The sequence below is a fragment of the Agromyces marinus genome (assembly GCF_021442325.1).
In the GTDB taxonomy this organism is placed as follows: Bacteria; Actinomycetota; Actinomycetes; order Actinomycetales; family Microbacteriaceae; genus Agromyces; species Agromyces marinus.
Window position 1 is genome coordinate 1,521,790 of record NZ_CP087879.1, and the last position, 19,782, is coordinate 1,541,571.

Genomic DNA, 19,782 nt, shown 5'->3' on the forward strand with positions numbered 1-19,782 from the left:
GTGTGACGCGTTCTAGCTTATTGCAGTCGGGATTCGACGGGCCGGGCTCAGAGAGCGTGCAGCGGCTTGCCCGCGAGCTTGAGGAAGGCCTCGCCGAGGGCCTCGTTCTGCGTGGGGTGCGCGTGGATCAGCGGAGCGACATCCTCCGGGTACGCCTCCCAGTTCACCGCGAGCTGGGCCTCGCCGATCAGCTCCCCGACACGGGCGCCGATCATGTGCACGCCCACGACGGGGCCGTCCTCGACGCGGACGACCTTGATCGAACCGCTGGTCTCGAGGATGTGGCTCTTGCCGTTGCCGGCCAGGTTGTACTCGTACGAGGAGACCTTGTCGGCTCCGAACTTCTCGGCCGCACGGGCCTCGGTGTAGCCGACGGATGCCACCTCGGGCTCGCAGTACGTGACCTTGGGGATGTTCACGTCCTCGACCACGATCGGGTTCAGGCCCGCGAGTTCCTCGGCGACGAAGATGCCCTGCTGGAAGCCGCGGTGCGCGAGCTGGAGGCCCGGGACGATGTCGCCGACGGCGTACACGCCCGGGACGCTCGTCTCGAGGCGCTCGTTCGTGATGACGAACCCGCGGTCGATGGTCACGCCGGCCTCTTCGTAGCCGAGGTTCGCCGTGACCGGGCCGCGCCCGACCGCGACGAGCAGCAGCTCGGCCTCGACGGTGTCGCCGTTCTCGAGCGTCACGACGACCCCGTCGTCGTTCTGGGCGACGCTCTGGAACCTGGTTCCGAGCTTGTAGTCGATGCCGCGCTTGCGGAAGGCGCGCTCGAGCTGCTTCGAGATCGACTCCTCCTCGTTGGGCACGAGGTGGGGCAGTGCCTCGATGATCGTGACCTCGGCGCCGAACGAACGCCACACGCTCGCGAACTCGACGCCGATGACGCCGCCGCCGAGGACGGCGACCTTGCCGGGCACGAAGTCGAGCTCGAGCGCCTGCTCGCTCGTGATCACGCGACCGCCGATCTCGAGGCCGGGAAGCGACCGCGAGTAGGAACCGGTCGCGAGGATGACGTTGCGACCCACGAGCCGGTGCTCGCCGACGACGACGGTCTTGGCGCCGTCGAGGCGGCCCTCGCCCTCGAAGACCGTGATGCCGCGGGCCTTGATGAGCCCCTGGAGCCCCTTGAACTTGCTCGAGACGATGCCCTCGCGATAGCGGGTCACCGCGGCGACGTCGATGCCCTCGAACGTGCTGCGCACGCCGAACTTGGCCGACTCGCGCGAGCTGTCGGCGACTTCGGCGGCGTGGAGCAGCGCCTTCGTCGGGATGCAGCCGCGGTGCAGGCATGTGCCGCCGAGCTTGTCCTTCTCGACGAGGGCCACGGTGAGGCCGAGCTGGACGGCGCGCAGCGCCGCTGCGTAGCCTCCGCTGCCGCCTCCGAGGATGACGAGGTCAAAGTTCTGCTCGGACAAACGGAATCTCCCTTGCGCATCGGATCTGCGGGGCGAGTCACCCGGGTTCGCGGCCGGGGCACGTCTGGGCGAGGAACGCCCCTGACGACTGTACTACCTGGCGACGGTCCGCTCGCCCAGCGCGATCAGCGTCCGCACGGCCGCGCCCGTCCCGCCCGCGCCGGTGAATCCCCAGGGCGCCGCGGTGTTGTACGACGGCCCGGCGATGTCGAGATGCGCCCAGGGGATGCGCGCGTCGCCCTCGCCCTCGCGGCGCCCGACGAACTGCTGGAGGAAGACCCCGGCGAGCAGCATTCCCGGGGTCACGGTGCCGAGCTTGGTGTTGGCGAGGTCGGCGACGTCGGACTTCAGCAGCGCGAGCAGGTCGTCGGACAGCGGCATCGGCCAGGTCGGTTCACCGGCGGCATCCGCTGCCTGCGCCACGCGCTCGACGAGCGCGTCCTCGCCCATCAGGCCGGTGATCCGATGCCCGAGCGCGACGAGCTGCGCACCCGTGAGGGTCGCCACGTCGACGATCGCGTCCGGCTGCTCCTCGCTCGCGGCGGCGAGTGCGTCGGCCATGACGAGCCGTCCCTCGGCGTCGGTGTTCAGGATCTCGACGCTCGTGCCGCCCTTCATGCGGATGACGTCGTTGGGGCGGGCGGCCGTGCCGGACGGCATGTTCTCCGCGAGGCAGAGCCACCCGGTGACGCGCACAGGGATGGCGAGCTCGGCGAGCGCGACGATCGCCGAGAGCACGGCGGCCGCACCGGCCATGTCGGATTTCATCCCGACCATCGAGGTTCCCGGCTTCAGCGAGAGCCCGCCGGAGTCGAACGTGATGCCCTTGCCGACGAGGGCCAGGTGAGCGGATGCCGCTTCCGGCGCGTAGTCGAGACGCACCAGTCGCGGCGGGCGGGAGGAACCGCCGCCGACGGCGAGGATCCCGTTGAACCCGCCCTCTTCGAGCGCCGCCTCGTCGTACACGGTGGCGTGGACGCCGACCTGCTCGGCGGCCTCGCGTGCGAGTTCGGCGAGTGCGGCGGGCGGGAGCTCGTTCGGGGCCGTGTTGACGAGGTCCTTGGTGCGGGCGACCGCTGCGACGACGCTGCGCACCCGCGGCAGGCGGACGTCCGCTTCGGTGTGCGCCGTGTGCAGCACGACGCGGTCCGGCCCGGTGGGGCCCTCGCGGTACTCGGTGAAGGTGTAGGCGCCGAGGCCGGCGCCCTCGAGGAGCGCCTCCGCGGATGCCGGGTCGAGCGTTCCGGCGGCGACGGCGACCGAGTCGGCGGTCGCGAGCGCGCGGACCGCGGCGCCCGCCGCGAGGCGCAGGGTCGCGGCATCCGCCGTCTCGCCGACCCCGGCCGCGATGACCAGCCGGCCCCGCTCGCCGGGCTCGACCAGGCGCGTGACCTCCTCCGGTGCGCCCTTGGCGCCGAGGCGTCCGAGCGCGTCGGCCACCCACGCGAAGCCGTCGACCTCGAACGGCTCCGGGCCGTCCGGAGTGCGTCGGACGGGGATGACGACGGCGTCGGCGTCGGCTTCGGATGCGGGGGAGTCGGAGAGCGTGAGCGCGGGAACGGACATGGCAACGATGCTAGGTGTTCGCTCTGGGCTTGTGCCCGCCTCGGCGAACCCGGCGGGGCGGACTCCGGCCCTCGGTACCCTTGATCCATGCGCGATCCCCGCTCCCTGTACGAGCTCGAGGCCGACGTCCGGGTGTCTGCGGGCCTGCCACTCGTCGCCGGGCTCACGGGCTTCGCCGATGCCGGGTCCGCGGTCGCGCAGACGACCGAGTACCTGCGCACGACGCTCGACACCGAACCGGTCGCGATCTTCGACGCCGACGAGCTCCTCGACTACCGGGCCCGGCGGCCGATCATGCTCTTCGACGGTGATCACCTGACCGACTACCGGCCGCCGCGACTCGCGCTCGACCTCGCGAAGGACGAACTCGGGCAGCCGTTCCTCCTGCTGACCGGGTTCGAGCCGGATTTCCAGTGGGAGCGTTTCTCGGCCGCGGTGCTGGGGCTCATCGACGACCTCGAGGTGGGGTCGACCACGTGGATCAATTCGATCCCGATGCCCGTGCCGCACACGCGCCCGATCGGCGTGACCGTGAGCGGCAACCGGAGCGACCTGATCGAGGCGATGTCGATCTGGCGGCCGACCACGCAGGTGCCGTCCAACGCGCTGCACCTCGTCGAGTACCGCCTGCAGGAGCGCGAGCACCCGACCACCGGGTTCGTGCTGCTCGTGCCGCACTACCTGTCGGACGCGGAGTTCCCGTCGGCCGCGGTGGCCGCACTCGAGGCCGTGAGCGCGTCGACCGGGCGGATCTTCCCGACGGACGCCCTGCGCGAGCAGGGGCGCGAGTTCCTGGCGAAGATCGACGAGCAGGTCGCGGAGAACGGCGAGCTCGCCAAGCTCGTGCGCACGCTCGAACAGCGGCACGACGAGTACATGGAGGGCGCCGGCCTGCGCTCTCCGCTCACCGACGAAGACGGCGAACTGCCGACCGCCGATGAGATCGCGGCGGAACTGGAGAAGTTCCTGGCGCGCCGCCGCCACCCCGACGACGAGGGGGCGTGAACCGCGTCGCACGGGGGATCGGGCGGGGGAATGCACGTCCGGCCGTCGGCGTTGGAGCAGGAGGACGGGTCGAATCAGTCGATCATCGTGTGGCGCCGCGACTCGATCGTCGAATGATCCCTGTATAATGGAGGGAAGGACCCGGTCTGGTCCGCCCGGCGATGAAGGTCGCCTACCGAAGCGGACTTGACATGGGTCCTCATCGTGTCCGAAATCACGCCGAGCGTGACGCGGCCGCCCACCTGCCCCGGCCCCCGGGCGCGGCTGTGCGACAGCGAGGAAGAGGTTCAGAACACATGGCAGCCAAGACCACCCCGGCGAAGACCGACGAGTCGGCCGAGGCCACCGGCACCACGGCGGCGAAGAAGCGCGCCTCGACGTCGGCGAAGTCGAGTGCGGCCGGCGCAGCGAAGAGCACGGCGTCCAAGGGCGCCGCCTCCCGCACGTCGACCACGACCGCGTCGAAGACGCCCCGCACGTCCACGGCCAAGGCCGCCAAGGCGAAGTCCCCGCGGGCGAAGAAGGCCAAGGAGGACGACGAGATCGAGCACGTCGCCGACCACGAGGTCGAGGCCGACGACCACGCCGACGGCGACGAGGGCGGGAAGAAGTCGACCGTCACCGAGCCGCACCCGACCGGTGCGATCGTCCTGCGCGCATCCGACGACGAAGACGAGATCCCGGTCTACTCGTCCACGATCACGGGTGCCACGGCCGACCCGGTCAAGGACTACCTCAAGCAGATCGGCAAGGTCGCGCTGCTGAACGCGGCCGAAGAGGTCGAACTCGCGATGCGGATCGAGGCCGGCCTCTTCGCGGAGGAGAAGCTCTCGCAGATGCCCGAGAAGGAGAAGCGCAGCCAGTACGGCCGCGAACTCCAGTGGGTCGCACGCGACGGCCAGCGAGCGAAGAGCCACCTGCTCGGGGCCAACCTGCGCCTCGTCGTCTCGCTCGCCAAGCGCTACACGGGCCGCGGAATGCAGTTCCTCGACCTCATCCAGGAGGGCAACCTCGGCCTCATCCGTGCGGTCGAGAAGTTCGACTACACCAAGGGCTTCAAGTTCTCGACGTACGCGACCTGGTGGATCCGCCAGGCCATCACGCGCGCCATGGCCGACCAGGCCCGCACCATCCGCATCCCGGTGCACATGGTCGAGGTCATCAACAAGCTCGCCCGCGTGCAGCGCCAGATGCTGCAGGACCTGGGCCGCGAACCCACCCCCGAAGAGCTGTCGCGCGAACTCGACATGACCCCCGAGAAGGTCATCGAGGTCCAGAAGTACGGCCGCGAGCCGATCTCGCTGCACACCCCGCTCGGCGAGGACGGCGACAGCGAGTTCGGCGACCTCATCGAGGACACCGAGGCGGTCGTCCCGGCCGACGCGGTCGGCTTCACGATGCTGCAGAAGCAGCTCGAGTCGCTGCTCGACTCGCTCAGCGAGCGCGAAGCGGGCGTCATCCGCATGCGCTTCGGACTCGGCGACGGCATGCCGAAGACGCTCGACCAGATCGGCGACACCTTCGGCGTGACCCGCGAACGGATCCGCCAGATCGAGTCGAAGACGATGGCGAAGCTGCGCCACCCGTCCCGCTCGCAGTCGCTGCGCGACTACCTCGAGTAGGCCGACGTGAAGTACGCGCCGGCGATCCTCGTCGGCCGCATGACCAGATTCGCCGCCCGGCTGCGCAAGCCGGGCGGCGGTTCGGCGGTGCCCGGCCTCGTCGTCAACACCATCGCTCCCGGCTACCTGCGCACGACCCTCTCCGGATTCCCGGAGGGGCTCGTCGTCGTCTCGGGTTCGAGCGGAAAGTCGACGACGACGAAGATGCTCGTGGCCGTGCTGCGCGCGCACGGGAGTCGGGTGTTCACGAACCCCTCGACGGCGAACATCAGCCAGGGACTCACCTCGGCGCTGCTCGAACAGGCGGACTGGCGCGGTCGGGTTCCCGGGGACGTCGCCGTCCTCGAGATGGACGAGGGCCACGGTGCCGTCGTGATGGCGGACGTCGATGCGCGCGTCGTCACGCTCACGAACGTGATGGTCGACCAGATCGACCGATTCCACGACTCCGAGATGGTCGCCGGCATGCTCGCGCGGATCGCGGCACGCGCCCACGGTGCCGTCGTGGTGAACGCGGACGACGGCTACCTCGGCCGGATCGCGGACGACGTCGACGTCGCGGTCCGCCGGTTCGGGGTCTCGGCCGACGTGCTCGCGGCCTCGCCGCGGGGACTCGGGCACACCGAGACCGCACCCGAGCGTCTCGGCGCCGGTGACGGTGTCGTCGTGGCATCCGTCGACGGCGCTTCGGCAGTGCTCGCCGACGGCGACGATCGGGTCGAGATCGGGCTCCCCGCACGCGGGACGCACTATGCGGTCGACGCCGCAGCCGCCTACGCGACCGCGCAGGCCGTGCTCGGCGAGCGGTTCGACGCCGCGACCGCGGCGCGGGCGCTCAGCGCGATCCCCGCGGTCTTCGGGCGCGGCGAGCGGGTCGAGGTCCGTGGCCACGAGGTCGATTTCGTGCTCGTGCAGAACCCGGCCAGCTACCAGCTCAACGTCGACAGCATCCCCGCCGGGACCGAGCAGATCCTGTTCGCGATCGGTTCGGACGTGCGCGACCCGTCGTACTTCTGGCCGGTCGACGCCTCGTCGCTCGGCCGCGTCTCGATCGTGAGCGGGTCCAAGGCCGATGAGGCCGCCCTCATGCTCGCGTACGACGGAGTCGTGATCGACCGGGTCGAGCACGACCTCGGCCGTGCACTCGACGACTTCCTCGCAGCGCCCGCCCCGGCGGCCGGCGTGAAGACCATCGTCTTCTCCGCCGACTCGATGCGGCGCACGCGGGCGCACCTCGGACTCACGGGAGCGGAATGAGCCTTACGATCGTCTCGCTGCTGCCCTCGCTGCAGAACACCAACGGCGACGCGGAGAACGCGGCCGTGCTCGCGGCACGCGCCCGCTGGGCCGGCCTGGATGCGGTGGTCGCCGCCGTGGAGCGCGTGGAGGACCTGCCCGAACGCGTCGACGCGGTCGTGCTCGGCTCGGGCAGCGACGCCTCCCTCGACCGCAGCAGGCAGGCGCTGCTCGGGCTGCACGACCACCTGCGCCGTTGGGGCACCGAGGGGGTGCCCATCCTCGCGGTCGGCACCGGGTGGGAACTGCTGAGCTGGGGCATCGAACTGCCCGACGGGAGCACCGTCGAGGGGCTCGGCATCGTCGCCGGCCGTGCGGTTCCCGCCGCGGCGCGCATCGCGGGCGACCTCGTGGTGAAGGCGTCGGGAGGGCTCGGCACGCTCATCGGGTTCGAGAACCACGCGCGCGACTACGTCGGAGCCGAGGCATCCCCGATCGGCCGAGTGCAGGCCGGCACCGGCAACGGCCGCGGGTCGGGCCAGGAGGGCGTGCGCATGGGCGACGTCCTCGGCACGCACCTGCACGGCCCGGTGCTCGCGAAGAATCCGAGGCTCGCCGACCTCATGCTCGCCAGGATGTGCGAGCGCGCCGGACTGGACTACCGCCCGGGGGAGCGCACGGCGCGCGTCGACGAGTACGCCGAGGCCGCGCGTTCCGCGCAGTTGCGTGCTGCGGGCGTCGCGGCATCCGCCCACGCCTGACCGGCGCATACTCGAACAGCGCCGCCGACCCGCCTGTCCGCCGGGCCCCGCCGGAACGCGGAACGCCCCCGGAATCCTCCGGGGGGCGTTCGCGGTCTCGGGTCTCGATCAGTCGTTCAGGAGCCGGCTGGACTCGTCGTGCCAGCTGTGCGCGATCTGCGAGAGCTTCTCCTGGTGCTTGCGGCCGTGGTGGGCGCAGAAGAGGAGCTCGCCGCTCGCGACGACCACGCGGATGTAGGCCTGCGCGCCGCACGCATCGCAGCGGTCGAGCGCGGTGAGCTCGTGCGCGGTCTCGGCGTCCTCGACAGTGCCGGCGGCGGTGTCGGTGTACTGGGTCATGGCGCCTCCTCCGTAGATCACGAGCCGTTCCTTCACTCAATGAAAACACGCGCACGGCTGCGAACCTTCCGTGAGGCGCCCGGTTTCGCTGTACGCGAAGCGCCTGAGCCGGGTACGGGGGTGGTCCTCAGTAGGCTTGTGCGACGTGAGCTCCGACTATTCCGCCCGCCATCTCTCCGTCCTCGAGGGTCTCGAGGCGGTTCGCAAGCGTCCGGGCATGTACATCGGCTCGACCGACTCGCGCGGCCTCATGCACTGCCTGTGGGAGATCATCGACAATGCCGTCGACGAGGCCCTCGCCGGGCACGGCACCGAGATCGAGGTGCGGCTGCACGCCGACGGCAGCGTCGAGGTGACCGACCACGCCCGCGGAATCCCGGTCGACGTCGAACCGAAGACCGGGCTGACGGGCGTCGAGGTCGTGTTCACGAAGCTGCACGCCGGCGGCAAGTTCGGCTCGGGGTCGTACTCGTCCTCGGGCGGCCTCCACGGCGTCGGCGCATCGGTCGTCAACGCGCTGTCCGAGCGCCTCGACGTCGAGGTCGACCGCGGCGGCGCGACCTGGGCGATGTCCTTCCACCGCGGGGAGCCCGGGGTGTTCGACGACACGGGGGCGCCATCGCCCACCGCGCCGTTCCGCCCGTTCGAGCAATCCAGCGAGCTGCGCAAGGTCGGGCGTGTCGCGAAGGCCGTGACCGGCACGCGCGTGCGCTACTGGGCCGACCCGCAGATCTTCACGCGCGGGGCGGGGTTCCAGCTCGACGAGCTCCTGAACCGAGCGCGGCAGACCGCGTTCCTGGTCCCCGGGCTCGCGATCACCGTGTTCGACCAGCGCGGCGACGAGCCCGAGACGCACCGCTTCCAGTTCGACGGCGGCATCTCCGAGTTCGTCGAGCACCTCGCCGTCGACGGACCGGTCACCGACATCTGGCGACTGACCGGCGACGGCCGCTTCACCGAGACCGTCCCCGTGCTGAGCGATCACGGCGCGATGGTGCCGACCGATGTCGAACGGCACTGCCACGTCGACATCGCCCTGCGCTGGGGCACCGGGTACGACACGGTCATGCGCAGCTTCGTCAACATCATCGCCACGCCGAAGGGCGGAACCCACCAGACCGGGTTCGAGCAGGGGCTGGTGAAGTTCATCCGCCAGCAGGTCGAGCAGAACGCTCGGCGGCTCAAGGTCGGCAACGACAAGCTCGACAAGGACGACATGCTCGCCGGGCTCACGGTCGTGCTCACGGTCCGGGTGCCCGAACCGCAGTTCGAGGGTCAGACGAAGGAGGTGCTCGGCACCCCAGCGGTGCGCTCGATCGTCGCGTCGGTCGTGCAGAAGGCGCTGGGGGAGCGATTCGCATCGACCAAGCGCGACGACAAGGCGCAGACCGCGATGCTGCTGGAGAAGATCGTCTCCGAGATGAAGGCGCGCATCTCGGCCCGCACCCACAAGGAGACCCAGCGCCGGAAGAACGCGCTCGAGACCTCCTCGCTTCCGGCGAAGCTCGTCGACTGCCGCTCGACGGATGTCGCGACGAGCGAACTGTTCATCGTCGAGGGCGACTCGGCGCTCGGCACCGCCAAGCTCGCTCGCGACAGCGAGCACCAGGCGCTGCTGCCGATCCGCGGCAAGATCCTGAACGTGCAGAAGGCCAGCATCGCCGACATGCTCGGCAACGCCGAGTGCGCGTCGATCATCCAGGTGATCGGCGCCGGCTCGGGACGCACGTTCGACCTGGCCGCCGCACGATACGGCAAGGTCATCATCATGAGCGATGCCGACGTCGACGGCGCACACATCCGCACGCTTCTCCTGACGCTGTTCTTCCGCTACATGCGGCCGATGATCGAAGCGGGCCGGGTGTTCGCCGCGGTCCCGCCGCTGCACCGCATCGTCGTGCAGAATCCGGGTTCGAAGCCGAACGAGATCATCTACACGTACTCCGAGAAGGAGTACGCGGCGGTGCGTGCCGACCTCGCGCGCAAGGGCCGGAAGTTCGGCGAACCGCAACGGTACAAGGGCCTCGGCGAGATGGACGCCGACCAGCTCGCGACGACCACGATGGATCCGGCGCACCGCACGCTGCGCCGCGTCGGCGTGGCCGACGCCGAGCAGGCCGGCCGGGTGTTCGAGCTGCTCATGGGCAACGAGGTCGCCCCGCGCAAGGAGTTCATCGTCGACAGCGCCGCCGCCCTGACGCGCGACCGCATCGACGCCTGACCGCGTCACGGCGTCTTCGCGGACGCGGATTCCTCCGCGCGCCGCGATGCGTCCGTCAGCGGATGCTTCGCCCGATCGCGTGCACGACCGCCTCGAGCTGAACACCGGAGCCGTCGCGCTTCGCGCCGCCCTCGGGGAGCGCTCGGACCGATCCGTCGGCGCCCGTCGCGTGCGCCGGACCGGGGCCGACCCACGCGCTCGAGAGTCCGTCCTGGCCCTTGAGGAACCGGTGCGCGCGCACGCCGCCGGTCGCGCGGCCCTTGCCGGGGAACTCGCTGAAGTCGCTGACCTTCGCTGCGCCGGGGTCGGCGCCGAGGAGCGTGTCGTCGGTCGCGGCAACGGTCACCACCACGGCGGCGTCGAGGTCCGCAGGCGGCAGCACGGTGAAGGAGATCACGCGGGCGCCGGGCGCGAGCTTGATGCCGGCCATGCCACCCGCCGCGAAGCCCTGCGGACGAACTGCCGAGGCCGGGAAGTGCAGCAGCTGCGCATCGCTCGTGACGAACACCAGCTCGTCGTCGTCGCCTCCCTGCGCCGCCCCGACGACGCGGTCGCCGGACTTGAGGGCGACGATCTCGAAGTCGGGCCGGTTCGGGTAGGCGCCGGGCGCCACGCGCTTGACGACGCCCTGCTCGGTGCCGACGACGATCGGCTGCTGGGAGTCCAGCGAGACGACCGCGAGCACCTGCTCCGATCGGTCGGTCAGCCCGAGGTAGTCGGCGATGCGGACGCCTGCGCCGAGCTGGACCGAGTTCGGGGGCAACGCCGGCAGGTCGAGCGGGGAGAAGCGGATGAGCCGGCCCGCGGAGGTGACGGCGCCGATCTCGCTGCGGCTCGTGGTCGTCACCTCGGATCGCACGGCGTCGTGCTTGGTGCGCCGCGAGGGCGGGGTGAGCGCGACGGTCGACTCGCCGTCGGGTGCGTCGACACGGGCGATGCGCCCGGTCGCGCCGAGGATGACCCGGCACGGCACGTCCGCGTGCTCGAGCGTGGCGGGATCGATCGCCTTCCGGGTCTTGGGCTGCACGCGCGCCTCGGTGAGCATGGTCCGGCGCGGCGTCCCGAACGCCTCCGCCGCGGCATCGAGTTCGTCGGCCACCTGCATGCGGATGCGTGCATCGCTGCCGAGCAGCTCCTCGAGTGCGGCGATGTCGGCGAGGAGCTGGTCGCGCTCGGCCTCGAGCTCGATGCGGGAGAACTTCGTGAGACGGCGCAGCCGCAGTTCGAGGATGTACTCGGCCTGGAGGCGGCTGAGGTCGAAGACCTCCTCGAGGCGGCTGCGGGCGGCCTCGGCGTCGTCGCTCGAGCGGATGACCTGGATGACCTCGTCGATGTCGAGGATCGCGACGAGCAGGCCCTCGACGAGGTGGAGTCGTTCGCGCTTGCGCGCGAGCCGGAACTCGGATCGGCGTGTGACGACCCGGATGCGGTGCGCGAGGTAGACCTCGAGCAGCTCCCGCAGCCCGAGGGTCTGCGGCTGGCCGTCGACGAGGGCGACGTTGTTGATGTTGAAGGAGTCCTCGAGCGGAGTCAGGCGGTAGAGCTGCTCGAGCACGGCCTGCGGGTTGAACCCGGTCTTCACGCCGATCACCAGGCGCAGCCCGCGCTTGCGGTCGGTGAGGTCGGCGACATCCGAGATGCCGGTGATCTTCTTCGCCGCGACGCCGTCCTTGATCTTCTCGATCACCTTCTCGGGTCCGACGAGGTAGGGCAGCTCGGTCACCACGAGTCCTGACTTGCGGGGCGTGAGTTGTTCGACCGAGACCTTCGCGCGCGTCTTGAAGGACCCCCGCCCGGTCGCGTACGCGTCGCGCACGCCCGAGAGGCCGACGATCGTGCCACCCGAGGGGAAGTCCGGGCCGGGGACGAACTCCATGAGGTCGTCGAGCGTGGCCTCGGGCGTGAGGATGAGGTGCCGGGCGGCCGCGACGACCTCGACGAGGTTGTGCGGCGCCATGTTGGTGGCCATGCCGACGGCGATGCCGCTCGCGCCGTTGACGAGCAGGCTCGGGAACGCCGCGGGCAGCACCTCGGGCTGCAGGTGGGAATTGTCGTAGTTGGGGATGAAGTCGACGACGTCCTCGTCGAGGTCGGCGGTCATCGCGACGGCCGGCGGCGCCATCCGGGCCTCGGTGTACCGCGACGCGGCGGGGCCGTCGTCGAGCGAGCCGAAGTTGCCGTGGCCGTCGACGAGCGGCACGCGCAGCGTGAACGCCTGGGCGAGGCGCACGAGCGCGTCGTAGATCGCCGAGTCGCCGTGCGGGTGGAGCTTGCCCATGACCTCGCCGACCACGCGGGCCGACTTGACATGGCTGCGTTCGGGGCGCAGGCCCATCTCGCTCATCATGTAGAGGATCCGGCGCTGGACCGGCTTCAGGCCGTCGCGCGCGTCCGGGAGCGCGCGCGAGTAGATGACCGAGTAGGCGTACTCGAGGAACGAGCCCTGCATCTCCTCCGAGACGTCGATGTCGTCGATGCGTTCGGCGACCGGTGCTGCGGCGGGCTCGTTCTTCGCTGGGGTCATTCGTCGTCTCTGCGGTGGGCGCGCGGCGCGCGAGCGGGGAAGTGGGCGACGCGCCGCCTGTGACAGACTGGGGCGCGATGCCAGCAATGCTACCGGTGCCCGCCGACGGCGCCTCACGGCTCACCGGGGTCCTGCCGAGCGCCCTCGCATCGATGACGGGCGGCCATGGCCCGTTCGACCTCCCGGCCGCGACGTCGGCCGTCGTCGTGCTGGCCGACGGCCTCGGCGTGCACAACCTGCGCTCGCGGGCCGGGCACGCGAGGTTCCTCGCGAGCCGGCTGGCCAGACGCGACGTGATCCGCACGGTCCTCCCGTCGACGACCGCGGCCGCGATCGCGAGCTTCGCGACCGGGCTGATGCCGGGCGCGCACGGCCTGGTCGGGTACCGCGTGCCCGACCGGGCGCACGACCGGGTCGTGAACCAGCTGAGCGGGTGGGACGACCGGATGGTCCCCGAAGCCTGGCAGCCGCACCCGACCGTGTTCGAGCGAGCGGGGGCGCACGCCATCCGTGCGGTGGCGATCGGCGGCCCCCGCTACCGCGACTCCGGGTTCACCCGCGCGGTCCTGCGCGGTGCCGAGTACGTGCCCGGCGCGCGGATCGCCGACCGGTTCGATGCAGCACTGCGCGTGCTCGAGGACGGCCCCGCCCTGATCTACCTCTACCTCGCCGAACTGGATCAGGTCGCGCACGCGCACGGCTGGGAGTCGGACCGCTGGCTGGCCGAACTCGAAGCGTTCGACGGCGAGCTCCAGTCGTTCGAGAGACGGATGCCGCGCGGCACCGGAGTGCTCGTGACCGCCGATCACGGGGTGATCGACGTTCCCGCCCATCGCCATGTCTTCATCGACGCTGGCCCGGGGCTCCTCGACGGCGTACGCCATGTGGCGGGTGAGCCCAGGTGCCTGGGGCTCGTACTCGAGGACGCCCTGGACGACCGCGCGCGCGCCGACGTGCTCGAGCGCTGGCGCACCGCGGAGGGCGAGCGCGCCTGGGTGATCCCACGCCACGAGGCGATCGCGGCCGGCTTCTACGGCGAGGTCGAGCCGCGCGTGATCGACCGCATCCCCGACATCCTCGTCGCCGCGCGCTCCGGGGTCGCCTACTACGACCGGCGCGAACCTGACCGGAGCGCAGAGCGCATGGTCGGGCAGCACGGTTCCCTCACCGACGAGGAGACGCGGATCCCGCTGGTCCGGTTCGGCGCATTCGCGCGCGACTGACCGACCGCGGAGACGACGGATGCCACGGCGCCCGGCCGTGGCATCCGCTGCGGTTGCGCGCGCGTCAGGAGGGGTAGCGGCCCCGCTTGACCTGGGGCTTCGGAAGCCGGAGGGGCCGCAGCTGCAGCGCGCGCATCGCGGCGTACCAGCGGACCTTCTCGACCTTCGACGCGCCGAACTTGGCGGCGAGCTTGCGCCGCAGGGTGATGCCGAGGATGATCACGTCGATCACCGCGATGAGGAAGAAGCCCCAGAGCGTGAAGATGCCGATCGTCTGGACCTCGTAGCTCGGAACGAAGGTGAGCACGATCACGGCGAACATCACGGGGATGAGGATCTCGCCGACGCTGAAGCGCGCGTCGACGTAGTCGCGCACGTACTTCTTCTGCGGGCCGCGGTCGCGCATCGGGAGGTAGCGTTCCTCGCCGGCGGCCATGCCGATGCGTGCGCGCTCACGAGCCTCGGCCGCCTTCGCGCGGGCCTGCTTCGCGGCCTCCTTGCGGTCGTTCGGCACGAGCGGGCGCCGGTTCGCGGCTTCGCGCTCGGCGCGGGTCGGCGTCGGTGCGCCCTTGCCGACCTTCGGCGTCGCGGCGACGTCGTCGGCCTCGGGGGCAGGGCTGGGGGAGTCGGTGCTGGGGTGCTTGGCCACGGGGAAGTCCTCGTCGATCGGTTCTCTTAAGATTACCCGCATGAGCGAGACCCGCCCCGACCCGTCTACCGTCCCGTACGCCTCCGACCCCTCGGTCGACCAGCACGACACCGTCGAACGACTGCGTGCGGCCGTCGAAGCCGGATTCCCGGAGACCGTCGCCGACCTCACCGACCTCGTCCGGATCCCGTCGGTCTCCTGGGCCGCATTCGACCCCGAGCACGTCGCCCGCAGCGCGGAGGCGGTCGCGGAGCTCGTGCGGGGCCTCGGCGTCTTCGACGTCGTCGACATCCGTCGGGCATCGATCGGATCGGACGGAGAGCTCGGCCAGCCGGCGGTGGTCGCCCGGCGCGAGTCCCGCAACGGCCGCCCGACGGTTCTGCTCTACGCACACCACGACGTCCAGCCGCCCGGCGACGACGCCGACTGGGATTCGGCCCCGTTCGAGCCGACCCTGCGCGGCGACCGCCTGTACGGCCGCGGCGCGGCCGACGACAAGGCCGGGGTCATGGCCCACGTCGCCGCCGTCCGCGCACTCGTCGACGTGCTGGGCGACGACCTCGATCTCGGCATCGCGCTCTTCATCGAGGGCGAGGAGGAGTTCGGCTCGCGCTCGTTCGCGAACTTCCTGCGCGAGCAGCGCGACCTGCTCGAGGCCGACGCGATCGTCGTCGCGGACTCGAACAACTGGGACGTGCACACGCCGGCGCTCACGGTCGCGCTGCGCGGGAACGTGACCTTCCGCCTGACCGTCTCCACCCTCGAGCACGCCTCGCACTCGGGCATGTTCGGGGGAGCGGTGCCCGACGCGATGCTCGCCGCCATCCGCCTGCTCGCGACCCTCCACGACGAGGACGGGGCCGTCGCGGTCGACGGGCTCACCTCGACCGACCTCGACACGCCCCCGTACGACGAGGAGCAGCTGCGTTCTGAGGCCGGGCTGATCGACGGGGTGTCGCCCATCGGGCGCGGGAGCATCCTCTCGCGGATCTGGGCGCAGCCCTCCATCACCGTCACCGGCATCGACGCGCCCAGCGTCGCGAACGCATCGAACACGCTGATCCCGCGGGTCTCGGTGCGCGTGAGCGCGCGGGTCGCGCCCGGGCAGGATGCCGCGGCCGCGCTCCAGGCACTCCGGGCCCACCTGCTCGCCCACGCGCCGTTCGGCGCCAGGATCGAGCTCGACGACATCGACACGGGCCAGCCGTTCCTCGTCGACACGAGCGGTTGGGCGGTGGCGGACGCCAAGCGCGCCATGGCCGATGCGTGGGGCAGTGAACCCGTCGACATCGGGGTGGGCGGGTCGATCCCGTTCATCGCGGAGCTCGTCGAGGAGTTCCCCTCGGCCCAGATCCTCGTCACGGGCGTGGAGGACCCCGACTCGCGGGCGCACAGCCCGAACGAGTCCCTGCACCTCGGCGTGTTCCGCCGGGCGATCCTCGCCGAGGCGGCGTTGCTCGCCCGCCTCCAGGCGCGCACGCGCGCGCCGCAGGGCGGCAGCGGTGCGTGACTCGACGCGTGGCGAACGGATGCCGCTTCCGGGCGAATCCCCATGCGAGGCGGGTATCATCGGGCTGACCGACCTTCGAGGAGTGAGATGAGCGACACGATCACCGACGCCACCCACGGCGTGAAGCTGAGCGATCCGGCGGCCGACAAGGTCCGCAACCTCCTCTCGCAGGAGGGTCGCGACGACCTGCGCCTGCGCGTGGCGGTGCAGCCCGGCGGGTGCTCGGGCCTGATCTACCAGCTGTACTTCGACGAGCGACTGCTCGACGGCGATGCCGTCGTCGACTTCGAGGGCGTCGAGGTCGTCGTCGACAAGATGAGCGTGCCCTACCTCGACGGGTCGACCATCGACTTCGAGGACTCCATCCAGAAGCAGGGCTTCACGATCGACAACCCCAACGCCCAGGGCAGCTGCGCGTGCGGTGATTCGTTCCACTGATCCGCCGTTCCACGCGAAGAGGGAGACCGCCGAGGCGGTCTCCCTCTTCGCGTTTTCGGCCGTCGGAGGCCGGATCGCGGGCGGATTCGGTCAAACGCACCCGCAGGGTGCACGAGACGGGTGCCGAGTCGGAGTAGGCTAGGTGCGATCAATGCGCTTCGCTGAGAAGCGTCTTCGAATCTCCCGAAAGGTCACCGGTGCGTCACAATCGCCGTCTCCGATGGGCTGCTGTTCCGATCGCAGCGACGCTCAGTCTCGTCCTCGCCGGATGCACGCAGGCTCAGCTGAACGGATTCCTTCCCGGCTTCATCGAGGGCGAGCCGCCCGCGACGAACCACACCGAGCGGATCTCGGGGCTGTGGGTCACGTCCTGGATCGTGCTGCTGGTCGTCGGCATCGTGACCTGGGGCCTGACCATCTGGGCCGTCATCGCGTACCGGCGTCGCAAGGGCCAGACCGGCCTTCCGGTGCAGCTGCGCTACAACATGCCGATCGAGGTGTTCTACACCGTCATCCCGCTGATCCTCGTGCTGGGCTTCTTCGCCTTCACCGCACGCGACCAGCAGGCGATCGAGGCGCGCTTCGCCGAGGACGACATCGACGTGAAGATCGAGGCGATCGCCAAGCAGTGGGCGTGGGACTTCAACTACGTGAATGAAGACGTCTACACGGCGGGCATCCAGGCCCAGCTCGACGAGGAGGGCCCTGCGGGCTCCGTCAAGCAGGACGAACTGCCCACGCTGGTGCTGCCCGTCGGCGCCAACGTCGAGGTCGCGCTCGAGTCGCGTGACGTCATCCACTCCTTCTGGGTCGTCGACTTCCTCTACAAGAAGGACATGTTCCCCGGCAAGACGAACTACATGTCCTTCGTCCCCGAGCGCGAAGGCACCTACGTGGGCAAGTGCGCCGAGCTCTGCGGCGAGTACCACTCGCTCATGCTCTTCAACGTCGAGGTCGTCTCGCAGGGCGAGTACGACGACTACATCGACTCGCTCCGCGTCGCGGGCAACGAGGGGCAGCTCTCGACCGAGTACGACCGGAACCAGAACCTGCCCGGAACGGGCGCGCCCGAACTGAAAGAGGAGCACGAAGGCGAATGACCACCACCACCGCACCGGCTCGCCCCGCGGGGTCCTCGCAGCCGTTCGGCGCCGCGAAGGTCGAACGCAAGGGCAACGTCCTCGTCAAGTGGCTCACGTCCACCGACCACAAGGTCATCGGGTACCTCTACCTGATCACCTCGTTCATCTACTTCTGCATCGGCGGCGTGATGGCCCTCATCATCCGCGCACAGCTCTTCGAGCCCGGCCTGGAGATCATCCAGACGCGTGAGCAGTACAACCAGCTGTTCACGATGCACGGCACGATCATGCTGCTCATGTTCGCGACGCCGCTGTTCGCCGGCTTCGCCAACGTGCTCATGCCCCTGCAGATCGGCGCCCCCGACGTCGCCTTCCCGCGCCTGAACGCGTTCGCCTACTGGGCCTTCAACTTCGGCTCGCTCATGGCGGTGGCCGGATTCTTCACCCCCCAGGGTGCGGCTTCGTTCGGGTGGTTCGCCTATCAGCCACTCGCCTCGACCACGTTCTCGCCGGGCGTCGGCGGCAACCTCTGGATGCTGGGCCTCGGCCTGTCCGGTTTCGGCACGATCCTCGGTGCGGTGAACTTCATCACCACGATCGTCACGATGCGCGCGCCCGGCATGACCATGTTCCGGATGCCCATCTTCACCTGGAACACGCTCGTCACCTCGATCCTCGTCCTGATGGCCTTCCCGGTCCTGGCCGCCGCGATCCTCGCCGCTGCTGCAGACCGCGTCTTCGGTGCGCATATCTACGACCCGGAGAACGGTGGCGTCATCCTGTGGCAGCACCTGTTCTGGTTCTTCGGCCATCCGGAGGTCTACATCATCGCGCTGCCGTTCTTCGGCATCGTCTCCGAGATCTTCCCCGTGTTCAGCCGGAAGCCGATCTTCGGGTACAAGACGCTCGTCTACGCGACGATCGCGATCGCAGCCCTGTCGGTGACCGTCTGGGCCCACCACATGTACGTCACCGGGTCGGTCCTCCTGCCATGGTTCGCGCTCATGACGATGCTCATCGCGGTCCCGACCGGAGTGAAGATCTTCAACTGGGTCGGCACGATGTGGCGAGGGTCGATCACGTTCGAGACGCCGCTGATCTGGTCGCTCGGCTTCCTCATCACGTTCGTCTTCGGTGGTCTGACCGGCGTGATCCTCGCGTCGCCGCCCCTCGACTTCCACGTCTCCGACACGTACTTCGTCGTGGCCCACTTCCACTACGTGGTCTTCGGCACGGTCGTCTTCGCGATGTTCGCCGGCTTCTACTTCTGGTGGCCGAAGTGGACGGGCAAGCTGCTCAACGAGACCCTCGGCAAGTGGCACTTCTGGCTGCTGTTCATCGGCTTCCACACGACCTTCCTGGTGCAGCACTGGCTCGGTGTCGTGGTCATGCCGCGCCGGTACTACTCGTACCTGCCCGAGGACAACATCACCTGGATGAACCAGCTCTCGACCATCGGCGCCTTCATCCTCGCCGTGTCGCTGATCCCGTTCTTCCTGAACGTGTACATCACGGCGCGCCGCGCGCCGAAGGTCACCGTGAACGACCCGTGGGGGTACGGAGGATCGCTCGAGTGGGCGACCAGCTGCCCGCCGCCGCGACACAACTTCACGTCGATCCCGCGCATCCGCTCCGAGCGGCCCGCGTTCGACCTGAACCACCCGGAGGCCGGCATCCCGGTCGGCATCGGCCCGGTGAAGGACGCCCCCAACGCACCCGTCATCGACGCCGAGACCAAGGAAGTCAAGTAGATGCGCGCGAATGTCATCCTGTTCTGGGTTCTGACCGGCTTCTTTGCCCTCTCGGCAGCGGTCTACATCTTCTGGACGGCGATCGACCAGAACGAGCCCGGGGTCGAGTGGGTGGGCCTGGTGGCCATCTCGCTCAGCGGCGTGCTGAGCGCGTTCATCGCCTTCTACCTCGGCCGCGTCCACAAGGAGCAGGGCGGCGAGCTCCCGGAGGACCGCCTCGACGCCAACATCGACGACGGTGATGCAGAGCTCGGGTTCTTCAGCCCGTGGAGCTGGTGGCCGATCATGCTCGCCGGTTCCGCCGCGCTCGTGTTCCTCGGCCTCGCCGTCGGGTTCTGGATCTCGTTCCTCGCGCTGGGGCCCGCGCTCATCAGCCTCGTCGGCTGGGTGTACGAGTACTACCGAGGCAACTTCGCCCGCTGATCTCCGACGAT

At 70.0% G+C, this 19,782-nt stretch carries 16 protein-coding genes; 11 read left to right on the forward strand and 5 right to left on the reverse strand.

The window, feature by feature from the left end:
* Nucleotides 1-47: 47 nt before the first annotated feature.
* The gene (lpdA, locus tag DSM26151_RS07145; RefSeq protein WP_234661706.1) at nucleotides 48-1,421 is read right to left on the reverse strand and encodes a dihydrolipoyl dehydrogenase; all 1,374 of its coding nucleotides are present in this window, start codon (nucleotides 1,419-1,421) and stop codon (nucleotides 48-50) included.
* A 93-nt stretch (nucleotides 1,422-1,514) separates the two neighbouring features.
* Entirely contained in the window at nucleotides 1,515-2,987 is a 1,473-nt protein-coding gene (locus DSM26151_RS07150; RefSeq protein WP_234661707.1) for a leucyl aminopeptidase, read from the reverse strand.
* An 87-nt stretch (nucleotides 2,988-3,074) separates the two neighbouring features.
* On the opposite strand from DSM26151_RS07150, the gene DSM26151_RS07155 reads away from it, so the two are divergent.
* The 4 genes from DSM26151_RS07155 to DSM26151_RS07170 all read left to right on the forward strand — a co-directional run bounded on the left by DSM26151_RS07155 (nucleotide 3,075) and on the right by DSM26151_RS07170 (nucleotide 7,611).
* Nucleotides 3,075-3,992, forward strand: a complete 918-nt coding sequence (locus tag DSM26151_RS07155; protein WP_234661708.1) for a proteasome assembly chaperone family protein — start codon at nucleotides 3,075-3,077, stop codon at nucleotides 3,990-3,992.
* A gap of 296 nt (nucleotides 3,993-4,288) precedes the next feature.
* Entirely contained in the window at nucleotides 4,289-5,614 is a 1,326-nt protein-coding gene (locus tag DSM26151_RS07160) for an RNA polymerase sigma factor (protein WP_234661709.1), read from the forward strand.
* Between the two features lie 6 nt (nucleotides 5,615-5,620).
* Nucleotides 5,621-6,871, forward strand: a complete 1,251-nt coding sequence (locus DSM26151_RS07165; RefSeq protein ID WP_234661710.1) for a Mur ligase family protein — start codon at nucleotides 5,621-5,623, stop codon at nucleotides 6,869-6,871.
* On the forward strand, nucleotides 6,868-7,611 hold the full coding sequence (locus DSM26151_RS07170; protein WP_234661711.1) for a type 1 glutamine amidotransferase: 744 nt from the start codon (nucleotides 6,868-6,870) through the stop codon (nucleotides 7,609-7,611). The genes DSM26151_RS07165 and DSM26151_RS07170 overlap by 4 nt, the downstream gene beginning before the upstream one ends.
* A 108-nt stretch (nucleotides 7,612-7,719) precedes the next feature.
* Here DSM26151_RS07170 and DSM26151_RS07175 read toward each other — a convergent pair whose 3' ends face one another.
* Complete coding sequence (locus DSM26151_RS07175; protein ID WP_234661712.1) at nucleotides 7,720-7,950, reverse strand: DUF7455 domain-containing protein; 231 nt, start codon at nucleotides 7,948-7,950, stop codon at nucleotides 7,720-7,722.
* A 145-nt stretch (nucleotides 7,951-8,095) separates the two neighbouring features.
* Here DSM26151_RS07175 and DSM26151_RS07180 point away from each other — a divergent pair, with 145 nt between their 5' ends.
* On the forward strand, nucleotides 8,096-10,171 hold the full coding sequence (locus DSM26151_RS07180) for a DNA gyrase/topoisomerase IV subunit B (protein ID WP_234661713.1): 2,076 nt from the start codon (nucleotides 8,096-8,098) through the stop codon (nucleotides 10,169-10,171).
* Nucleotides 10,172-10,226: 55 nt separating this feature from the next.
* Here DSM26151_RS07180 and DSM26151_RS07185 read toward each other — a convergent pair whose 3' ends face one another.
* A complete protein-coding gene (locus DSM26151_RS07185; RefSeq protein WP_234661714.1) occupies nucleotides 10,227-12,695 on the reverse strand; it encodes a DNA gyrase/topoisomerase IV subunit A in 2,469 nt (822 codons plus the stop codon).
* Between the two features lie 77 nt (nucleotides 12,696-12,772).
* Between DSM26151_RS07185 and DSM26151_RS07190 the strand changes: the two genes are divergently transcribed.
* The gene (locus tag DSM26151_RS07190) at nucleotides 12,773-13,918 is read left to right on the forward strand and encodes an alkaline phosphatase family protein (protein ID WP_234661715.1); all 1,146 of its coding nucleotides are present in this window, start codon (nucleotides 12,773-12,775) and stop codon (nucleotides 13,916-13,918) included.
* A gap of 64 nt (nucleotides 13,919-13,982) precedes the next feature.
* Here DSM26151_RS07190 and DSM26151_RS07195 read toward each other — a convergent pair whose 3' ends face one another.
* Nucleotides 13,983-14,567 (reverse strand): DUF3043 domain-containing protein, encoded by a 585-nt coding sequence (locus DSM26151_RS07195; RefSeq protein WP_234661716.1) that lies wholly within the window; start codon nucleotides 14,565-14,567, stop codon nucleotides 13,983-13,985.
* A 40-nt stretch (nucleotides 14,568-14,607) separates the two neighbouring features.
* Between DSM26151_RS07195 and DSM26151_RS07200 the strand changes: the two genes are divergently transcribed.
* The 5 genes from DSM26151_RS07200 (at nucleotide 14,608) to DSM26151_RS07220 (ending at nucleotide 19,771) form a co-directional block, all read left to right on the forward strand.
* The gene (locus DSM26151_RS07200; RefSeq protein ID WP_234661717.1) at nucleotides 14,608-16,077 is read left to right on the forward strand and encodes a dipeptidase; all 1,470 of its coding nucleotides are present in this window, start codon (nucleotides 14,608-14,610) and stop codon (nucleotides 16,075-16,077) included.
* A gap of 87 nt (nucleotides 16,078-16,164) precedes the next feature.
* Nucleotides 16,165-16,515 carry an iron-sulfur cluster insertion protein ErpA gene (gene erpA / locus DSM26151_RS07205; protein ID WP_234661718.1) on the forward strand — a complete coding sequence of 117 codons (351 nt, stop codon included), beginning with the start codon at nucleotides 16,165-16,167 and terminating at the stop codon, nucleotides 16,513-16,515.
* Nucleotides 16,516-16,712: 197 nt separating this feature from the next.
* Entirely contained in the window at nucleotides 16,713-17,615 is a 903-nt protein-coding gene (gene ctaC, locus DSM26151_RS07210; protein WP_234661719.1) for an aa3-type cytochrome oxidase subunit II, read from the forward strand.
* Nucleotides 17,612-19,348, forward strand: coding sequence for an aa3-type cytochrome oxidase subunit I (gene ctaD / locus DSM26151_RS07215; protein ID WP_234661720.1), 1,737 nt, complete (start codon nucleotides 17,612-17,614; stop codon nucleotides 19,346-19,348). The genes ctaC and ctaD overlap by 4 nt, the downstream gene beginning before the upstream one ends.
* The gene (locus DSM26151_RS07220; protein ID WP_234661721.1) at nucleotides 19,349-19,771 is read left to right on the forward strand and encodes a cytochrome c oxidase subunit 4; all 423 of its coding nucleotides are present in this window, start codon (nucleotides 19,349-19,351) and stop codon (nucleotides 19,769-19,771) included.
* Nucleotides 19,772-19,782: the final 11 nt, after the last annotated feature.

Bases quoted from the DNA above. Each gene is read 5' to 3' on its own strand.
- DSM26151_RS07150 (WP_234661707.1), bottom strand. From the start codon at position 2,987: ATGTCCGTTCCCGCGCTCACGCTCTCCGACTCCCCCGCATCCGAAGCC.
- DSM26151_RS07155 (WP_234661708.1), top strand. From the start codon at position 3,075: ATGCGCGATCCCCGCTCCCTGTACGAGCTCGAGGCCGACGTCCGGGTG.
- DSM26151_RS07160 (WP_234661709.1), top strand. From the start codon at position 4,289: ATGGCAGCCAAGACCACCCCGGCGAAGACCGACGAGTCGGCCGAGGCC.
- DSM26151_RS07170 (WP_234661711.1), top strand. From the start codon at position 6,868: ATGAGCCTTACGATCGTCTCGCTGCTGCCCTCGCTGCAGAACACCAAC.
- DSM26151_RS07175 (WP_234661712.1), bottom strand. From the start codon at position 7,950: ATGACCCAGTACACCGACACCGCCGCCGGCACTGTCGAGGACGCCGAG.
- DSM26151_RS07185 (WP_234661714.1), bottom strand. From the start codon at position 12,695: ATGACCCCAGCGAAGAACGAGCCCGCCGCAGCACCGGTCGCCGAACGC.
- DSM26151_RS07190 (WP_234661715.1), top strand. From the start codon at position 12,773: ATGCCAGCAATGCTACCGGTGCCCGCCGACGGCGCCTCACGGCTCACC.
- DSM26151_RS07200 (WP_234661717.1), top strand. From the start codon at position 14,608: ATGAGCGAGACCCGCCCCGACCCGTCTACCGTCCCGTACGCCTCCGAC.
- erpA (WP_234661718.1), top strand. From the start codon at position 16,165: ATGAGCGACACGATCACCGACGCCACCCACGGCGTGAAGCTGAGCGAT.
- ctaD (WP_234661720.1), top strand. From the start codon at position 17,612: ATGACCACCACCACCGCACCGGCTCGCCCCGCGGGGTCCTCGCAGCCG.
- DSM26151_RS07220 (WP_234661721.1), top strand. From the start codon at position 19,349: ATGCGCGCGAATGTCATCCTGTTCTGGGTTCTGACCGGCTTCTTTGCC.